The sequence below is a fragment of the Sulfuricella sp. genome, assembly GCF_035531155.1.
GTDB lineage: Bacteria > Pseudomonadota > Gammaproteobacteria > Burkholderiales > Sulfuricellaceae > Sulfuricella.
On the sequence record NZ_DATKTK010000042.1, the window covers coordinates 55,134 to 70,842 of the forward strand.

Annotated in this window: 17 protein-coding genes; 8 read left to right on the forward strand and 9 right to left on the reverse strand. The window is 60.3% G+C overall.

Annotated elements, in window-relative coordinates; all coding sequences use genetic code 11:
• Positions 1 to 56 precede the first annotated feature (56 nt).
• Together VMV64_RS08490 and VMV64_RS08495 are read left to right on the forward strand one after the other, a co-directional pair.
• Positions 57 to 401, forward strand: a complete 345-nt coding sequence (locus VMV64_RS08490) for an FKBP-type peptidyl-prolyl cis-trans isomerase (protein WP_325329524.1) — start codon at positions 57 to 59, stop codon at positions 399 to 401.
• Positions 402 to 412: 11 nt separating this feature from the next.
• Positions 413 to 1,306 carry a pseudouridine synthase gene (locus tag VMV64_RS08495; RefSeq protein ID WP_325329525.1) on the forward strand — a complete coding sequence of 298 codons (894 nt, stop codon included), beginning with the start codon at positions 413 to 415 and terminating at the stop codon, positions 1,304 to 1,306.
• On the opposite strand, the gene VMV64_RS08500 is transcribed toward VMV64_RS08495, so the two are convergent.
• The 4 genes from VMV64_RS08500 to VMV64_RS08515 form a co-directional block, all read right to left on the reverse strand.
• Positions 1,303 to 2,619, reverse strand: a complete 1,317-nt coding sequence (locus VMV64_RS08500) for an MFS transporter (RefSeq protein WP_325329526.1) — start codon at positions 2,617 to 2,619, stop codon at positions 1,303 to 1,305. The genes VMV64_RS08495 and VMV64_RS08500 overlap by 4 nt on opposite strands.
• A 90-nt stretch (positions 2,620 to 2,709) precedes the next feature.
• The gene (locus VMV64_RS08505; RefSeq protein ID WP_325329527.1) at positions 2,710 to 3,891 is read right to left on the reverse strand and encodes a methyl-accepting chemotaxis protein; all 1,182 of its coding nucleotides are present in this window, start codon (positions 3,889 to 3,891) and stop codon (positions 2,710 to 2,712) included.
• 97 nt (positions 3,892 to 3,988) lie between these two features.
• A complete protein-coding gene (locus VMV64_RS08510) occupies positions 3,989 to 4,807 on the reverse strand; it encodes a DUF3025 domain-containing protein (protein ID WP_325329528.1) in 819 nt (272 codons plus the stop codon).
• Entirely contained in the window at positions 4,804 to 5,208 is a 405-nt protein-coding gene (locus tag VMV64_RS08515) for a hypothetical protein (protein WP_325329529.1), read from the reverse strand. Before VMV64_RS08515 ends, VMV64_RS08510 begins: the two co-directional genes overlap by 4 nt.
• Positions 5,209 to 5,503: 295 nt before the next feature.
• On the opposite strand from VMV64_RS08515, the gene VMV64_RS08520 reads away from it, so the two are divergent.
• From VMV64_RS08520 to VMV64_RS08540, 5 genes are all read left to right on the forward strand, one after another.
• Positions 5,504 to 6,013, forward strand: coding sequence for a GyrI-like domain-containing protein (locus tag VMV64_RS08520; protein ID WP_325329530.1), 510 nt, complete (start codon positions 5,504 to 5,506; stop codon positions 6,011 to 6,013).
• Positions 6,014 to 6,021: 8 nt separating this feature from the next.
• Positions 6,022 to 6,945 (forward strand): CobD/CbiB family protein, encoded by a 924-nt coding sequence (locus VMV64_RS08525; RefSeq protein WP_325329531.1) that lies wholly within the window; start codon positions 6,022 to 6,024, stop codon positions 6,943 to 6,945.
• Positions 6,946 to 7,094: 149 nt separating this feature from the next.
• On the forward strand, positions 7,095 to 7,700 hold the full coding sequence (locus tag VMV64_RS08530) for a histidine phosphatase family protein (RefSeq protein WP_325329532.1): 606 nt from the start codon (positions 7,095 to 7,097) through the stop codon (positions 7,698 to 7,700).
• Positions 7,678 to 8,583 carry a cobalamin-binding protein gene (locus VMV64_RS08535; RefSeq protein ID WP_325329533.1) on the forward strand — a complete coding sequence of 302 codons (906 nt, stop codon included), beginning with the start codon at positions 7,678 to 7,680 and terminating at the stop codon, positions 8,581 to 8,583. The genes VMV64_RS08530 and VMV64_RS08535 overlap by 23 nt, the downstream gene beginning before the upstream one ends.
• A 176-nt stretch (positions 8,584 to 8,759) precedes the next feature.
• The gene (locus VMV64_RS08540) at positions 8,760 to 9,689 is read left to right on the forward strand and encodes a hypothetical protein (RefSeq protein WP_325329534.1); all 930 of its coding nucleotides are present in this window, start codon (positions 8,760 to 8,762) and stop codon (positions 9,687 to 9,689) included.
• A gap of 185 nt (positions 9,690 to 9,874) precedes the next feature.
• Here the strand turns inward: VMV64_RS08540 and VMV64_RS08545 are convergent, their stop codons facing one another.
• Positions 9,875 to 10,012: a hypothetical protein gene (locus tag VMV64_RS08545; protein ID WP_325329535.1), complete on the reverse strand. Its 138-nt coding sequence runs from the start codon at positions 10,010 to 10,012 to the stop codon at positions 9,875 to 9,877.
• A 188-nt stretch (positions 10,013 to 10,200) separates the two neighbouring features.
• Between VMV64_RS08545 and VMV64_RS08550 the strand changes: the two genes are divergently transcribed.
• The gene (locus VMV64_RS08550) at positions 10,201 to 11,262 is read left to right on the forward strand and encodes a hypothetical protein (protein ID WP_325329536.1); all 1,062 of its coding nucleotides are present in this window, start codon (positions 10,201 to 10,203) and stop codon (positions 11,260 to 11,262) included.
• 7 nt (positions 11,263 to 11,269) lie between these two features.
• On the opposite strand, the gene VMV64_RS08555 is transcribed toward VMV64_RS08550, so the two are convergent.
• The 4 genes from VMV64_RS08555 to VMV64_RS08570 all read right to left on the reverse strand — a co-directional run bounded on the left by VMV64_RS08555 (position 11,270) and on the right by VMV64_RS08570 (position 15,708).
• Complete coding sequence (locus VMV64_RS08555) at positions 11,270 to 11,794, reverse strand: NADH-quinone oxidoreductase subunit B family protein (protein WP_325329537.1); 525 nt, start codon at positions 11,792 to 11,794, stop codon at positions 11,270 to 11,272.
• Between the two features lie 250 nt (positions 11,795 to 12,044).
• Entirely contained in the window at positions 12,045 to 13,592 is a 1,548-nt protein-coding gene (locus VMV64_RS08560; protein ID WP_325329538.1) for an NADH-quinone oxidoreductase subunit C, read from the reverse strand.
• 6 nt (positions 13,593 to 13,598) lie between these two features.
• A complete protein-coding gene (locus tag VMV64_RS08565) occupies positions 13,599 to 15,047 on the reverse strand; it encodes a hydrogenase 4 subunit F (protein ID WP_325329539.1) in 1,449 nt (482 codons plus the stop codon).
• A gap of 1 nt (position 15,048) precedes the next feature.
• Positions 15,049 to 15,708, reverse strand: a complete 660-nt coding sequence (locus tag VMV64_RS08570; RefSeq protein ID WP_325329540.1) for a formate hydrogenlyase — start codon at positions 15,706 to 15,708, stop codon at positions 15,049 to 15,051.
• Between the last annotated feature and the right edge of the window lies 1 nt (position 15,709).

Consider the following 15,709-nt stretch of genomic DNA (forward strand, 5'->3'; position numbering starts at 1 on the left):
GCGAGTTCCGCGGAAGTTGGGTAAAATACCTCATTCAATTCACTCAGGAGCACAGCATGGCAGAAATCACCACCCCATCCGGACTGGTTTACGATGACATCAGTGAGGGGGAGGGCGAAGCCGCCCAGGCCGGACAGCGGGTTTCCGTGCATTACACCGGCTGGCTGACTGACGGCACCAAGTTCGATTCCAGCAAGGATCGCAACGATCCATTCGATTTTCCGCTCGGCGCCGGACACGTCATTCGTGGCTGGGACGAGGGCGTGCAGGGCATGAAGGTGGGCGGCGTGCGCAAGCTCACTATCCCGTCTGAGTTGGGCTACGGTGCGCGCGGCGCAGGTGGCGTCATCCCCCCGAACGCCACGCTGGTGTTCGAAGTCGAATTGCTGAAAATTCTTTAAATACGAATTTGATGACCATACGCAGGCCGCCGAAAGGCAGGGTGGGTCCAGCCGGACGGCGCAGGCCGGATAGCGCGGCGGGTGCCGGCGCGACGCCTGCGGCAACGCGGGTCAAGCTTGCACGACCTGATGCGCCAAAACCGAAAACGGGTGCAGCGGACACGGAAGCGGATTCCGGAAAAATCCGTCTTTCCAAGCTGATGTCCGAACGCGGGCTGTGCTCGCGCCGTGAAGCGGATGCCCTGATCGAACGAGGCCTGGTACTGGTCGACGGCGAACGGGTCACTCTGCTGGGCACCAAAGTCGACCCCAGCCAGACCGTCACCCTGGATAAGCGAGCAGAAAGGCAGCAATCGCAACGCGTCACCATCCTGCTCAACAAGCCGGTGGGTTACGTTTCCTCGCAGCCGGAGAAGGGCTACAAGGCGGCGGTAACGCTGATCGGCAAGGATACCCGCTACAAGGAAGACCGCGCGCCGCAGCCCTACTCCCCCGAGCACCTGCACGGGCTGGCCCCGGCGGGACGGCTCGACATCGATTCCACCGGGCTGCTGGTGCTGACGCAGGATGGCCGCATCGCCAAGCAGCTGATCGGTGCCGATTCCGAAATCGAAAAGGAATACCTGGTGCGGGTGGAGGGCCGGCTGAACGAGGCCAACCTGAAACGGCTCAACCACGGCCTCAGCCTCGACGGCGAGGCGCTCAAGCCGGCCGAGGTATCCTGGCAGAACCAGGACCAGTTGCGCTTCATCCTGAAGGAAGGCAAGAAGCGCCAGATCCGCCGCATGTGCGAGCTGGTCGGGCTCAAGGTGGTCGGCCTCAAGCGCGTCCGCATCGGGCGGGTCAAACTGGGCGATCTGCCGGTGGGGCAGTGGCGCTATCTGCTGGATAGCGAGAAGTTCTAAGCCTCGCGTAGTGTTAATGTACTATCTCTTTGGCTGCGCAGCGCCGCGCGTCTTCCCCGCAACACATCCACCCCACCCAGCAGCATCAGCCCCACGACGAAATAGCTGCCGGTGACCAGGATCGCCAAGCGGTGATCGCCCCTGGACAACCAGCTTGCCAGGCCGTAGGTGATCGGGCCGAGTATGGAGGAAAACTTCACCGCCAGCCCCCACAGCCCGAAGAATTCGGCGCGCCGTTTTGCCGGGCTCAGCAGCCCGACCAAGGCCCGCCCTGCCGACTGGCTTGCGCCCATGGCGATGCCGGCGAGGTTGGCGGCAAGCCAGAACATCGGCGGCCCTTGCGCGCCCCAGGCGAGCAGCACCATGACGATCCACAGCACCAGTGTCAGTGCGATGGTCTGGATGTGGCCGATCCGGTCTTGCAGGTAACCGAAGGCAAAGGCGCCTATCGCCGCTGTGATGTTGACCACGAAAATCAGCAGGATAGTGTCGCGGGTGGAAAAGTGCATGGCCTGCTGGGCATAGATCGCGGCGAGGCTGATGACCGCCTGGATGCCCGCCTGGTAGAACAGGGTGCAGACCAGAAAGCGGCGCAGGTCGCGGTAGCGGGCGGCATGGTGCAGTGTCTGTCCGAGCCGGGTGTAGGCTTCCCGAACCAGGTGGTGTCGGGCATGCGTTTGCGGTATGGCCCTTTCCTTGAGAAACAGGAAGGTAGGCAGGCTCGCCAGAGCGAATAGCGCAGCCGTGATCAGCATGATGACCGGGACGAAATCCGCCGCCTGCCGGCCATGCGCTTCCGCCCAGTCGACATAGACCAGGCAGGCGCCGAGGCTGACCAGTCCGCCGAGGTAACCGAGGCTCCAGCCCCAGCCGGAAACCTTGCCAAGCGCTCGGCCGCGTGCCAGTTCGGGAAGGAAGGCGGCGATCAGGTTTTCGCCGCTGCCGTAAAAGAAATTGGACAGCGCGATCAGCGGGATGGCGAGCCAGATCTGGCCCGGCCCGACCAGGGCGAGTGCGGCGGTGAAAACCACGCAGCCGACCGTGCTGATCAGCAGCAGTTTCTTTTTGGCGGCGTGCAGGTCGGCATAGGCGCCCACCAGCGGCGCCATCAGCATGATCAGGGCATAGGACAGGGCGAGTGCGGCGGTCCAGGCAAAAGTGCCCCATGGCTGATTGCCGGCCACGACGGCAACGAAATAGGCGTTGAAGATGGCGGTGATGACGACGGTGGTGTAGCCGGAGTTGGCGAAATCGTACATCGCCCACGCCCATACTTCGCGTCCGCTGACACCGGCCGCCAGGCTGCGCGCCATGCTAGGAGCCTGTCATGTTGAATGTCCGACATGTCGGGTTAAAACCCGACCTACGATTGTGACATTTCATGTTGACAGGTTCTTGGGCGCCTAATTGAGCTTGAAGGCGGTGACGGTGTTGTCCAGGCTTTCCGCCAGGGCGGTCAAATTTTTGGCTTTGGCGGTGCCTTCGCGGGTGTTTTCCAGAGTGCTTTCGATCAGGCCGCCGATCCCGGCGATGTTCCGCCGGATCATGTGGGCGTCCTGGTTCTGCATCTGGGTGGCGCTGGCGATCTCCTGTACCATGGCGGTAAGCTGTTCGGCGCTTTCGACGATCTTGCGCAACGAGTTGCCGGCTTCGCGGGCATTCTCGACACCTTCCTTCACATCCGCCGTGCCGGCATTCATGGTTCTGACCGCTTCGCCGGTTTTTTGCTGGATTTCTTGTATCATCCCGCCGATCTCGGCCGTGGCGCTGCTGGTTTTCTCCGCCAGCTTCCTGACCTCGTCCGCCACTACCGCGAAGCCGCGCCCCTGTTCGCCGGCACGCGCAGCCTCGATAGCCGCGTTGAGCGCGAGCAGGTTGGTCTGACCGGCGATTTCATTGATCACCGCCACGATTGCGCCGATCTGGTCTGAATTCCGCCCCAGCTCTTCGACCGCGTTGGCCGCTTCGTTGACGGCCTTGCTGATCTTGTCGATGCCCTGCATGGTTTTCTGCACCACGTTGCCACCCTGGCGTGCATGGTCGGTGGCTTCACGCGCCTTGCCCGCCGCTTCGGCGGAGTTGTTGGATATCTGCTCGACGGTCTTGGCCAAACGATCGATGGCGTTGCTGATTTCTCCGGCCTGGCCGGTTTGCTCGTTGAGGTTGCCGTTAATGCCCGCCATGAAATCATTAATGCGGGCGCTGTCGTGCCGCACGCTGCCGCTCAGGGTCACGGTCTGGCCAATCAACTCGCGCAGGTTCGTCGCCATGTTGTTGAAGCTGACAATGATCTCGCCGATGGTGTCGGCGCTCTGTATCTCGCATTTGTGCGTGAGATCCTTGTTCGAGATGGCATTGGCCACTTCGGAAATGCGCCGCAACCGGTTCAGCAGGATGGTGTTGAGCAGCACGTAGTTTACCACGCCGATGCCCAGGCCCGCGATCAGGCAGCCGACGACGAACCATGGCAGCATGCCCGGCTTCCAGGCGACGAAGAAGTTGGCGTAAAAAGGAAAAACTGCCGCGACCAGGATGCCGAAACCGAGGAAAGACAGGAGCAGCGTGCGCAAAATACTTTTTTTCATGAAGAGCTCCCCTTCGAATGTTTTGATATTTCGAATTATTTGAAAAGCTTAGTCGCAAATCCCGGGGTTGGGAAGCGAAAAAGCGGGGCGGAAGGCATTATCCGCTATTTTTCCCGGTAGGCGCCGGGCGGAAATAGCCGGTGTTTTCATAGAAAATTTCGTGATTGTTGTCCGGCCACCAGCCAGGAACGCCGAGCAGCGGCAGCGGGCTCAGGCTCAAGGTGGCGCGGAGCGAATCTGGGCCGAGGAAATGTTCGGCCATCATGGCATCGGTCTCGGCCAACTGGCGGGCAAGGGGCAGCACGAGGAAGCCGGGTGCTACCGGCAGAATCAGGGCCTTGCCAGTCAGGCCGATGTATGGTCGCAGCGCCTTTTCGTAGAGGGAATGGCCAAAGACAAAAAATCTCATGTTCCTGTCCACCTCGCTGCGCCGCTGCCAGAACAGCGATTTCCATTGATGCTGTCTCAGCATTCCGCCCAGTTCTTCCTGGGCACAGGCGATCACTACGCCGCTTTCATCGAAAAGGGTCAGCACGTCGCGGGCAGTACCGCGGCCGACTGTGGGCTGCGGCGTTTCCTGGCTGGTGCGGTAATGCATCAGGTTGACGGCCGCTTTGGTGCGGGGAAAAACCCGCCACATCAGGGTGTTGAACAGGTCATGCCAGTTATTGCTGCGGGTCTGCACTTCGCCGGTCAGGTAGGCCCTTTGCTCGTAGTGGTCGTCGGCCTGGGGTACGCAGCGTACCGGCTTGTCATCGTGTGTGAGAACGGGGGCGGGCGCCGATTGCAGCAGGCGGTTGTAGTCGTCGAGATCGGGCCAGTCTTCGCGTGTAACTCCCAGGCTGTGCGCTGCTTCCAGCAGCGGCTGGTAGATCGGTGAACGCGTGTGCCACGCTGCGTCCCAGCCGGACATCATTTTGCGGTGGCGGCACCTTTGTAGCACTGGATCACACCATGCGCTACCCGTTGCGGACCCAGTGCGGCCGATTCGATGCCTTCGTTGTATTCCATGATGCGGTAGCCGTCGTAACCCAGTTCGGCAGCAATTTCTCCCGCACGGCGCTTGAAAAGCATGCCGGCCTCGGAGTCGCCATCGTGCCGCAGCATGTTCTTTTTCAGGGTGATGCGGAATTTGTCGTCACCGGCCTGGATTTCTTCCAGCGTCCAGTTGTCCTTGTAAAGGAAGTAGGCGCCGGCGCCGAGTGCCGCAACGAACGGGATCCTCGGGCTCGGGCTTGAAATGGCCCCTGGCAGTTCCGGCGAACATCCCGCAAGGATGGGCACGAGGGCAATACAAATAAGGGGTTGTTTCAGCATAGTTCTTCCGGTGGAGCTGCCGCGATTTTATCGGCTTGCAGCTCGGGATGCTATCATATTCCCTTAATGATTTCGCGAGGCATTTCCAATGCCGGCAAGCGGTTGGGATATCTGGCGAATTGATGTCACGTGCCAAGTGGCGTACTTGGCGAATGCGACAAGAGGCGGGTGATGCCGGCAGGGTTTTGCAAAGCCGCTCCGCTCGCAAGCTTTTCACGCCGCCGGCAAGGTCGGGACAAGCGCGCCGGATTATGGTATTTTCGCGCTTTGCACGTGCTTGAACGGGGTATCTCGCTTGAAGAAAAATTGGCTGTATTTCGTGCTGGCTTTTGCTGCGCCGCTGGTGGGGATTTTCTGGTGGGTGGGAGGCTTTGCCAGCGCCAGAGTTGAAACAAATCTGGTGCGCGGCCCTTATCATTACGCCTACCTGGAGCACAGCGGCGATTACGTCAAACTGCCCGACAAGCAACTGGAAGCGCTACGGGCGTTGCAGGCCCAGGGGGTCGCCCACGGTGCAGCGATAACATTGATGCAGAACGATCCGCGCACTACCGCCAAGTCCATGCTGACGGCGCAGACCGGCTATCTGGTGGAGGCCGGCGTCAGCGTGCGCGAACCGCTCAAGCTGGCGGATGTTCCCGCCCGGCCAGTGGTCGTTGTGCAGCTGCGGGCACACCCCAGGCTGGCCGCCGGCAAGGTCTATGCGGCGCTGCTGAAATACCTGGATGAACACGGCATGAAGCTCAAGCTGCCGACGCTGGAAATTTACCAGAATAGTACTTTGACGGTTGAAATGGATATCTGAGAACGCCCATGAGCCTGTTTTCCCTGATCGCCGCCTTGCTGCTCGAACATTTCCGCCCGCTGGGCGGCAGCAACCCGGTTAGCTTGCTGTTTACCCGCTACGCGAATTATCTCGAGCGTCATTTCAACGCCGGCCAGAATGTGCATGGCGTGGTGGCGTGGCTATTGGCGGTATTGCTGCCGGTGGTAGTGGTCGGCGGTATTTATGGCGGACTGTACACCCTCAACCCTCTGCTGGCTTGGGCGTTTAGCGCGGTTGTGCTGTATCCGCTATTAAGCCTGAAGCAGTTGGGCGGGCAAGCCGAGAGGGTTGCGGCCGCATTGCGTGTGGCTGATCTGGGCGAAGCGCGCCGCCTGCTTTCCCAGTGGCACGGGCGCCCGGCCGACGAGCTTGGCGCGGTGGAAATCGCCCGCGTGGGTATCGAGCAAACGCTGACCTGCGCGCATAAAAATCTGCTCGGTATCATTGCCTGGTTTGTTGTGCTCGGCCCTGCCGGCGCGGTGCTCTATCGCCTGTCACAACTGCTTAGTCAGAAATGGGGCGGCCTGGACCAGCGTGATTTTGGTGAGTTCGGCAAGTTCTCCGCGCAGGCTTTCGATCTGATGGACTGGGTGCCGTTGCGCTTGAGCGCCATCAGCTTTGCGGTGGTCGGCGATTTCGAGGACGCCGTGTATTGCTGGCGTTCCCAGGCGTCGGCCTGGGTACAGCAGGGCATCGGCATCGTGCTGGCGAGCGGCGCGGGCGCCTTGGGTGTCAAGCTGGGCGAACCTCTGAGCTATGGCGGCAACATCGAGTTCAGACCCGAGCTCGGTCTGGGTGATGACGCCGATGCCGACTACCTGGATAGCGCCGTCAGCCTGGTATGGCGCACGGTGGTGCTGTGGCTGGCATTGCTCTTGTTGCTCACCCTTGCCGGCTGGGTGGGTGGCTAATTTTTAAAGCAATTTAGCCACGGATTACACGGATTTTCACTGATTGCATTGGTTTTATCCCCGTTTTTATTTTGCGCTGGCAAGATATTTCCCTATCTGTTTTTTTTCTGTGTTAATCCGTGGATAAATCCTGTTCTTAGGTTTTTGCTATGACAACGATCATTGACCTGATACGCCATGGCGAACCGGTAGGCGGCCAGCGCTACCGCGGCCGCACCGACGATCCCCTGAGCGAAAAAGGCTGGAACCAGATGTGGACAGCGGTGGGGGATTATCGCGGCTGGCAGCAGATCGTTTCTTCGCCGCTGCTGCGCTGCGCCGGGTTCGCTCATGAACTGGGCAGGATACTGGATATTCCCGTCAGCATAGACGAGCGCCTGGCCGAATTGGGCTACGGCGAGTGGGAGGGCAAGACGCCGGAGGAACTCACTGCGCACGACCCCGACCTGTTGCTGCGCTACCGCCGCGATCCACTCAATAACCGCCCTTCCGGAGCGGAAGAGCTTGAAGGTTTCGCCTCGCGCGTGTCCGCCGCGTGGGGGCAGATCAGCGAGCAGCAGCTCGGCCGCCATGCGCTGGTAGTGGCCCATGCCGGGGTGATCCGCATGATCATGGCACAGGTGCTGGCCATGCCGCTCAGTCATCTGTTCCGTATTCAGGTGGGCAATGCCGCGATCAGCCGCTTCATGGTCGAGGGCGAAGGGGCGGATGCCTTGGCCAGCCTGATTTTCCATGATGGCAGGCTGGCGCGGTAGCGCGATCCTGCTGCTTCTCGTCGCAGCCACTGCCGCCGTTGCCGCCCCGCTCAAGCTGGTCGACGATGCCGGCAGGGCGGTGGTGCTGAATCTTCCCGCCGCCCGCATCGTCGCCTTGTCACCCCATGTCACCGAGCTGGTCTTCGCTGCCGGTGCAGGGAACAAGCTGGTCGGCGCTTCCTCCTTCAGCGATTACCCTGCTGCCGCCAAACGCATTCCGCATGTTGGCGATGGCGGCAAGGCCGATGCCGAGCGTATTTTCGCCCTGAAGCCGGACCTGATCATCGGCTGGCACAGCGGTAACAGCGCCGCTGACATCGCCACGCTGGAACGACTGGGGATCCCGGTCTTCCTCACCGAACCTCGCCGTCTCGACGACATTCCGCGCCTGCTCGTAACCATCGGCAAGCTGGCAGGAACGGAACAGGCCGCCACACAAGCGGCGGCAGATTTCCGCGCCGGCGTGGCCGAATTGAAGCGGCGTTACGCCGGCCGTCAGCCAGTGCGGGTGTTCTACGAAATCTGGCATGATCCGCTGATTACGGTCAATGGCGAGCATCTGATCAGCGATGTACTCGGGCTGTGCGGCGGCAGGAATATTTTCGCCGGAGTCTCCAGCCTGACGCCGGTGGTGGCGGTGGAGAGCGTGCTGGCGGAAGATCCCGAAGCGATCATCGCTAGCGGCGCGCTCTACGCCGAACGTGGCCGGCTCGAAGGCTGGCGACGCTATTCGCGTCTCGCAGCGGTGCGCCGGGGCTATGTGTTCTTCATTCATCCCGACCTGATCCAGCGTCAGACCCCGCGCATCCTTCAGGGTGCGCAGCAGATGTGCGAGCAGATCGAGCAGGTGCGGCAGGGCTGTGATCAAAGGCGACTTGATTAATTTTTCGTAATAAATGCGGCGTCGAGTTTCGCTATAATCAAATTCACTCAACTTTCCCCACACCTATTGGCGGTGTGCGCGGGAGATCGTTTCAACCCATTATCCCCCGCTTATTCCCGATCGAAGTTGCCGCCGTTTTTCGGCTGGCACGCTTGTTTCAAAATGGAGATTGCATCATGAACCATGACAAACATTTTCACAGTTTCACCCAGGGCATCCATCATGCCTTCGCCCATGTGGTAATTACCCTGCTGGCGGTGGGTATCGCTTTTTCCCTGCCGGTGGTGGCGAAATACATCCTGTTTTATTGGTGGCCTAAGGTTGAAGACAACTCGCAACTGCTGATGATCACGGAAATCAGCTTCGCCACCGTGCTGGTGCTGCTGTTCAATATCTCGAAGATCGCCTGGGACGGACGGCGCAGCATGCAAATGAACAAGATCGCATCGCTTGTGTATGCACGGGAGGGGCGTGGCTGGATGTCGCGCTGGAAGGAGCGGGATATGCGCAAGAAGATTGCCAGCGTGCGTGATGTGTGCATCATGTCGATCACCGGCGACACCTTCAGTTCGGAAAACAGCGATTTGCAGAAGACGCTGGAGATGGCGTATGAAATTCGCGTGATGCTGGCAAACCCCTATGGCAAGGGTGTCGCTAGCCGGGCCCAGTCGCTGGATGACCCGGAGGCTATGCTCCAGGCCTATCGCCAGGAAACGGAGGTGAGCATCGCCTATCTGCGCAAGCTTGCCTCCGCAGGAAAAAAGGTCATGCTCAAGTTCTATGAAGAGCCGCCGTTCTGGAAGCTGGTGGTGACCGGAGAATATGTCTGGGTCCAGTACTGCCATGAAGGCCACGAGGTCAAGACCCAGCCGGAGTATGTATTCGGGCTGCAGCATGGCAACCCCCAGCGAGGGCTTTTCGCACCCTTTTACAAGCACTTTCTCGACCAGTGGAATGATCCGCGCCACCCCGAGTTCAATTTCGAAACCAGCGAACTGATCTACCGCAACGGGGACGGCAACGAAATCGGCCGGGTCAGCTTCCCGCCGGACATGGCGCCGGCCCCGTCGCAGCCCGATTTTAGTCCGGTGGCAGCCTTAGTGTAAGAAGTTCAGACTTGATTATCTTTCAATTAACTTTCTGAAGTTTTCACACCCTGATTATTTCTGCAATGGCCCTTTGCAGTCAGATGCCGCAGTGGTGAAGTTGCCCGGCCAATATCGCTCAAGAGCAAGCCGTGTATGTCGAATGGGTAATTGGCGCCCAGTTGTGTCTTAAATTGCGGAGGGCATCAGCGTTTCTGCCACAGCGTTTCGTCAAATCCATCGGCGCGGTTGATGACGCGGGTAAGTATGAACAGCAGGTCGGACAGGCGTTTGAGATATTGCAGCAGGAAGGGCGCTAGCGTTTCCGCGTGGTTCAGCTGCATGCAGGCAGCGGCGGCAGACGGTGCCGGTGGTGATTTTTGCTCAGCCGCATGGGTCGATCTGCTGGTTGCAAAAAATGGCAAGATGTCACGGAAAGCGATGTGCAGTTTATTGACGTGTCAGGCTTGACGGCGAGCTTGTGCTGGAGCATGTTATGGAATATTAGAATCCATTGATATGGAGGCTGTCCATGGGCATCCACAGCAAGACCATCCAGGCGCGCATCGATTGGCTGCTGGACCTCGCCCGCAGGTACTCGTCTTCCTATTGCAGCCCGGAGTCGTTCCTGGCCCGCGAGCGTTATCTCGCGAAGCATCCCTCCGCCATCGTGGTGCTCAAATGCATGGATGGCCGCATCAATATCCCCGTCGCCACCAATACGCCGCCCGGCATTATCCAGCCGATCCGCAACCTGGGGGGCATGTTCAACCTGGGGTGGCCGCACCTCGGGGAGGTGCTCGCCAACTACGTGCACGAAAGGGTCTCCACCGGACGACGGGTGCTGATGCTGATTACTTACCATTTTTCCAAGGGAGACGAGCATCGCGGCTGCGCCGGTTTCTGCTTCGACACCGAAGCGGCGAAAGCCCATACCTACGCCATCAAGAAGCAGGTCGAGCACACTTTCGGTTCGGGCCATGGCACGGTCTATCCCATCGTCTGCGGTTTCGAGACCGACGAGGATGCACTCATCCTCCACGGCACCAATGGCGAGATCCTCGATATTTCCAGGCTTGGCCCCGAGGACGGGAATACCCTGGGGCTGCGCCTGGAGGCTTTGTATCCCGACATGCCGAACCAGATCCGCCAGGATTTGCTCCCCCTCGTCCTGGGTAATATCGACCACATTGCCGAGGTGAAGCGTGCGGCGCGGGCGCTCGATATCGAGCATCGGGAGTGGATGATTTGCGTGGGCCGAGGCTTCGATTTCCTGCACATGCCCAACCTCGCCCTGATCATCGGCCCCTACAGCCCCGATCTGGCCGATCCGATCCGTCAGGCGGCGGGCATCATCGAGAACAACATGCGTGCCGGGCGCATTCCTGACGATGGCTTCCTGCTTCTGGCTTCGGCCCCTTATGTCGAGATCGGTGTGGATCGAGCGCGTGCCGAACTCAAGTCGCGCTTCCTTTCCCAGTTTGCGGCCGAAGTGATCCGCACCGAGCACCCGGAGCTGGCGAGCAAGATGTTCATGCAAACCGCGGTGCTTAACTGGCACTCCAGAGATCTGGAGATGGTGGTTACTGATTGAGCTGCTTCTAAGGCCTCGTTTTTTTGCTGCTTGTCACGGCGGTGAGGATGCCTTGCAAGAGAGCCGTCGGCGTAGGGGGGCAGCCGGGAATGGCGACGTCCACCGGGATCACGTTGGAAATTTTTCCGCAGCTGGCGTAGCTCTCGCCGAAGAGGCCGCCGTCGCAGCCGCAGTCGCCGACGGCGACCACCAGCTTGGGCTCGGGTGTGGCATCGTAGGTGCGCTTGAGCGCGATTTCCATGTGGCGGGAAACCGGCCCGGTCACCAGCAGCATGTCGGCGTGGCGCGGGCTGGCGACGAAATGGATGCCCAGGCCTTCGATGTTGTAATAGGCGTTGTTGAGGGCGTGGATTTCCAGCTCGCAGCCGTTGCATGAGCCGGCGTCGACGTGGCGGATGGCCAGTGCACTGCCGACGTGCCGCAGGATTTGTTCCTGCAGGTTCTGGACTTCCACGCGCAGCGCATCGTCGGGCTGGGGCGGCGTTTCGGTCTTGATGCCGGTGCGCAAAATCTGTTTGATGATCTGGTACATAATTTTTATAACCCAAAAGCGTTAAGCATAAAATCATGTAGGGTGGGTTAGGCGCAGTATTTTGCTCCGTAACCCATCAAACCCAAACCCACATTTTGAAGGAACTTAGGGTTTGATGGGTTACGCGAGCCCTCACCCCAACCCTCTCCCGCAAGCGGGAGAGGGGGCAATGGTGAAGGGCGTTTGTTTCGATCTGCCGCTAACCCACCCTACATGACAGCGACCTTCGCGTCCTCCGCGGTGAAAAAAATTACAAATCAACCCCGGTGTAGCTCAGGTTGAACGATTTGTTGATGAGCGGGAAATCCGGCACGATATTGCCGATGATCGCGTGCTCCAGCACCGGCCAGTTCTGCCATGACGGGTCGTGCGGGTGGAGGCGATGGATTGTGTTGTTCTTGCCGGTATGCAGCGCAATCAGAATCTCACCGCGCCAGCCTTCCACCCAGCCCAGCCCGAGCGCGTTTTCCGGTGCATCGCCGACGGTTGCGCGGAGTTCTCCTACTGGTAGCTGATCCAGGATCAGGCGGATCAGGCGCATCGATTCCAGGACTTCTTCGAAACGTACCGTGACCCGGGCCGCGACGTCGCCGTTGCGATGGGTCGCCATGCGCACGTCGAGACTATCATAGGGTGCGCAGGGGAACTGAGCGCGCAGGTCCCAGGACTGGCCGCTGGCCCGTCCTGGTAATCCGGTCAATCCCAGTTGAGCCGCCAAGTCGGGCGTGATCCTGCCGGTGGTGAGGAAGCGATCCTGGGCGCCGGCGTGCTCATCGTAGATGTCTTTCAGGATATCGATCTCATGTTCGAGATGCCTGAACACCTGCAGGATGCGCTCGCGACCCTGGACGTCGAGGTCGCAGGCGACGCCGCCGGGCACCACTTTGTCCATCAGGTAGCGGTGACCGAACAGTTCGCTGTTCAAGCGCAGCACATCCTCCTTGAGTATCCAGAACTGGGCGAAGCCGAATGCCAGCGCCACATCGTTACCCAGGTAGCCGAGGTCGGCAAGGTGGTTGTGGATGCGCTCCAGCTCGAGCAGCACAGCGCGCAGCGCCAAGGCACGGGGCGGTGGCGTGGTGGCGGTGACGCTTTCCACCGCTTGGGCGTAGGCCCAGGCATAGGCTACGGTGCTGTCGCCGCTGACTCGTCCGGCGAGCTTCGCTCCCTGTTCAAGATTCATGCTCTCGAAGCGTTTTTCGATGCCTTTGTGCGTGTAGCCAAGCCGCTCTTCCAGGCGTAACACGCGGTCGCCGATAATCGAAAAGCGGAAATGCCCTGGCTCGATGGTGCCGGCATGGACGGGGCCGACGGGAATCTCATGGACGCCCTCACCAGTGACGGTAACGAAGGGATAGCCATCGGTTTCAGTGGGGAATACGGTATTGCCGTCGAAATTCTTGCGCAGAGGGTGCACGCTGCTTGGCCAGGAACCGTGGCGTATCCACTTACGATGGTCGTCTGCGCCAGTGGCGTGCAGGCCGAGCAGGTCAGCTGCGGCGCGCTGCATCCTGTCAGCCCCGGGGAAAAGATCGCTGATATCAGGATAGGCCGGGCGTTCCGAACCCAGCGGCAGAGTCAGGCACAGCATGCCGATGGAGGTGACCAGTGAGACATGCAGTGCATACCCGGCATCGCGCGCCAGTTCGTCGCTGCCCCAAAGAGCGACCAGCTTCCCGCCGCCACGCCCCACCTGCTCGCACAGGTTGCGGAATTGAATGGCATCCACGGTGCCGTGCCAGATCGGCATCGCACCGGGCAGCCTGGGAAATCTTGTCGGGAATTCGTCTAGTCTCATGATTCTTTATCCGATCAACGCCGCCGCCTGGCGATACCAGTCTGCCAGGTAGGGCGGGATGTACAACCCGAGTAGCAGCACCAGTCCCAGATGCACGAACACCGGTACCAGCGCGGGCGGATGGGGCAGGCGTTCGCCGGTGGTTTCGCCGAAGACCATGCTCTGCACGCGGCTGAATATTGCGGCGAATGCCACGCCCAGCGCGGCGAGCAAGAACGGCGTGGTCCACGGGTATGCGTGCATGGCGGTGGTGATGATCAAAAACTCACTGGCGAACACGCCGAATGGCGGCATGCCGAGGATGGCCAGGGAGCCGATTGCCAGGCCCCAGCCGATGGTGGGGTTGGTCGTGATCAGGCCACGGATGTTTTCCATCAGCTGGGTGCCGGACTTCTGCGTGGCATGACCGACCGCGAAGAAAATCGCCGATTTGGTGAGGGAGTGTACCGTCATGTGCAGCAAGCCAGCGAAGGTGGCCACCGCACCGCCCATGCCGAAGGCGAAGGTCATCAGCCCCATGTGCTCGATCGAGGAGTAGGCGAACATGCGCTTGACGTCCTTCTGGCGCGACAGGAAGAACGCGGCCATGACTACGCTGAGCAATCCGAAGCCCATCATCAGGTTGCCGGCGAGATGGTTGCCCAGTGCGCCGTCTACCAATACTTTGGAGCGTACCACGGCGTACAGTGCGACGTTGAGGAGCAGGCCGGAAAGCACGGCGGAAACCGGTGTCGGGCCTTCGGCATGGGCATCGGGCAGCCAGTTGTGCAGCGGTGCCAGGCCGACTTTGGTGCCGTAGCCCACCAGCAGGAAGACGAAGGCGAGCGACAGTACGGTCGGTTCGAGCTGGGTTTTGACCGCATCGAGATGGGTCCACAGAAGCGCGTTGCCGCCCGCGCCGAGGACTTTTTCCGCCGCGAAATAGAGCAGGATGGTACCGAACAGCGCCTGGGCGATGCCGACGCCGCACAGGATGAAATATTTCCACGCCGCTTCCAGGCTGGCCGGGGTCCGGTAGAGTGAGACCAGCAGCACGGTGGTCAGGGTTGCCGCTTCCATCGCCACCCACATGATGCCGAGGTTGTTGGTCAAGAGCGCCAGCAGCATGGTGAAGGTGAACAGCTGGTACATGCTGTGGTAGAGACGCAGCATGTTGATGGTGAGCTTGCCATGTGCCTGCTCGATGCGCATGTAGGGGCGAGAGAACAGCGAGGTGGTGAAGGCGACGAAGGCAGTCAGGGCGACCAGGAAAACGTTGAATGAATCGACGAAGAACTGCTCGTTCATCGCGGTCATCGGGCCGTCGGTGATGACCCGGACGGTGAGGAATGCCGCTGCCACGAAGGTGCCGAAGCTCATGATGGAGTTCAGTTCAGGCGCGAAGCGCTGGCTGCCGAACAGCGCCAGCAGCAGGCCGCCGATCAGGGGAGTCGCCAGTATCCAGAGAATTTCCACGTCAATCTTCCTTGAGTTTTTCCATGTGTTTCAGATCCAGGCTGTCGAAGGTTTCCCGGATCTGGAAGAAGAAGATGCCCAGGATGACCATGCCGATCAGCACGTCGAGCGCAATGCCCAGCTCCACCACCATCGGCATGCCGTAGGTGGCGCTGGTGGCGGCGAAGAACAGGCCGTTTTCCATGGCGAGGAAACCGATTACCTGCGGCACTGCCTTGCTGCGCGTGATCATCATCAGGAACGAGAGCAGCACGCTGGCCATGGCGATCCCCAGGGTGCTCTTGGTGATGGTGCCGGCCATCATGGAGATCGGCGCCGCCAGGTTGAAGGCGAACACCACTAGGGCGATGCCGACCAGCATGGTGGTGGGGATGTTGAACAGCGTCTCAACGTCCCATTTGACGTTCAGTTTGCGAATCAGGCGGTGCAGGATCCACGGCAGGATAATCACTTTCAGCACCAGTGTCAGCGCCGCCGAGTAGTAAAGGTGATGCTGGTGCGAGGAATAGGCCACGATCGCGGTGCTGACGGCGAGCATCAACCCCTGTAGCGCAAACAGGTTAATCAGTGACAGCACCCGGCGTTGCGACAGCATGGCGAACGAGACTAGCAGTAGCAGTGCCGCGAACAGGTTGATGAGTTGCCCGGAGAAATTTTGCATT

Excerpts from the sequence above, each read along its gene's own strand:
- VMV64_RS08490 (WP_325329524.1), top strand. The coding sequence starts at position 57 with ATGGCAGAAATCACCACCCCATCCGGACTGGTTTACGATGACATCAGT.
- VMV64_RS08495 (WP_325329525.1), top strand. The coding sequence starts at position 413 with ATGACCATACGCAGGCCGCCGAAAGGCAGGGTGGGTCCAGCCGGACGG.
- VMV64_RS08500 (WP_325329526.1), bottom strand. The coding sequence starts at position 2,619 with ATGGCGCGCAGCCTGGCGGCCGGTGTCAGCGGACGCGAAGTATGGGCG.
- VMV64_RS08505 (WP_325329527.1), bottom strand. The coding sequence starts at position 3,891 with ATGAAAAAAAGTATTTTGCGCACGCTGCTCCTGTCTTTCCTCGGTTTC.
- VMV64_RS08510 (WP_325329528.1), bottom strand. The coding sequence starts at position 4,807 with ATGATGTCCGGCTGGGACGCAGCGTGGCACACGCGTTCACCGATCTAC.
- VMV64_RS08515 (WP_325329529.1), bottom strand. The coding sequence starts at position 5,208 with ATGCTGAAACAACCCCTTATTTGTATTGCCCTCGTGCCCATCCTTGCG.
- VMV64_RS08525 (WP_325329531.1), top strand. The coding sequence starts at position 6,022 with ATGAGCCTGTTTTCCCTGATCGCCGCCTTGCTGCTCGAACATTTCCGC.
- VMV64_RS08530 (WP_325329532.1), top strand. The coding sequence starts at position 7,095 with ATGACAACGATCATTGACCTGATACGCCATGGCGAACCGGTAGGCGGC.
- VMV64_RS08535 (WP_325329533.1), top strand. The coding sequence starts at position 7,678 with ATGATGGCAGGCTGGCGCGGTAGCGCGATCCTGCTGCTTCTCGTCGCA.
- VMV64_RS08540 (WP_325329534.1), top strand. The coding sequence starts at position 8,760 with ATGAACCATGACAAACATTTTCACAGTTTCACCCAGGGCATCCATCAT.
- VMV64_RS08545 (WP_325329535.1), bottom strand. The coding sequence starts at position 10,012 with ATGCAGCTGAACCACGCGGAAACGCTAGCGCCCTTCCTGCTGCAATAT.
- VMV64_RS08550 (WP_325329536.1), top strand. The coding sequence starts at position 10,201 with ATGGGCATCCACAGCAAGACCATCCAGGCGCGCATCGATTGGCTGCTG.
- VMV64_RS08555 (WP_325329537.1), bottom strand. The coding sequence starts at position 11,794 with ATGTACCAGATCATCAAACAGATTTTGCGCACCGGCATCAAGACCGAA.
- VMV64_RS08560 (WP_325329538.1), bottom strand. The coding sequence starts at position 13,592 with ATGAGACTAGACGAATTCCCGACAAGATTTCCCAGGCTGCCCGGTGCG.
- VMV64_RS08570 (WP_325329540.1), bottom strand. The coding sequence starts at position 15,708 with ATGCAAAATTTCTCCGGGCAACTCATCAACCTGTTCGCGGCACTGCTA.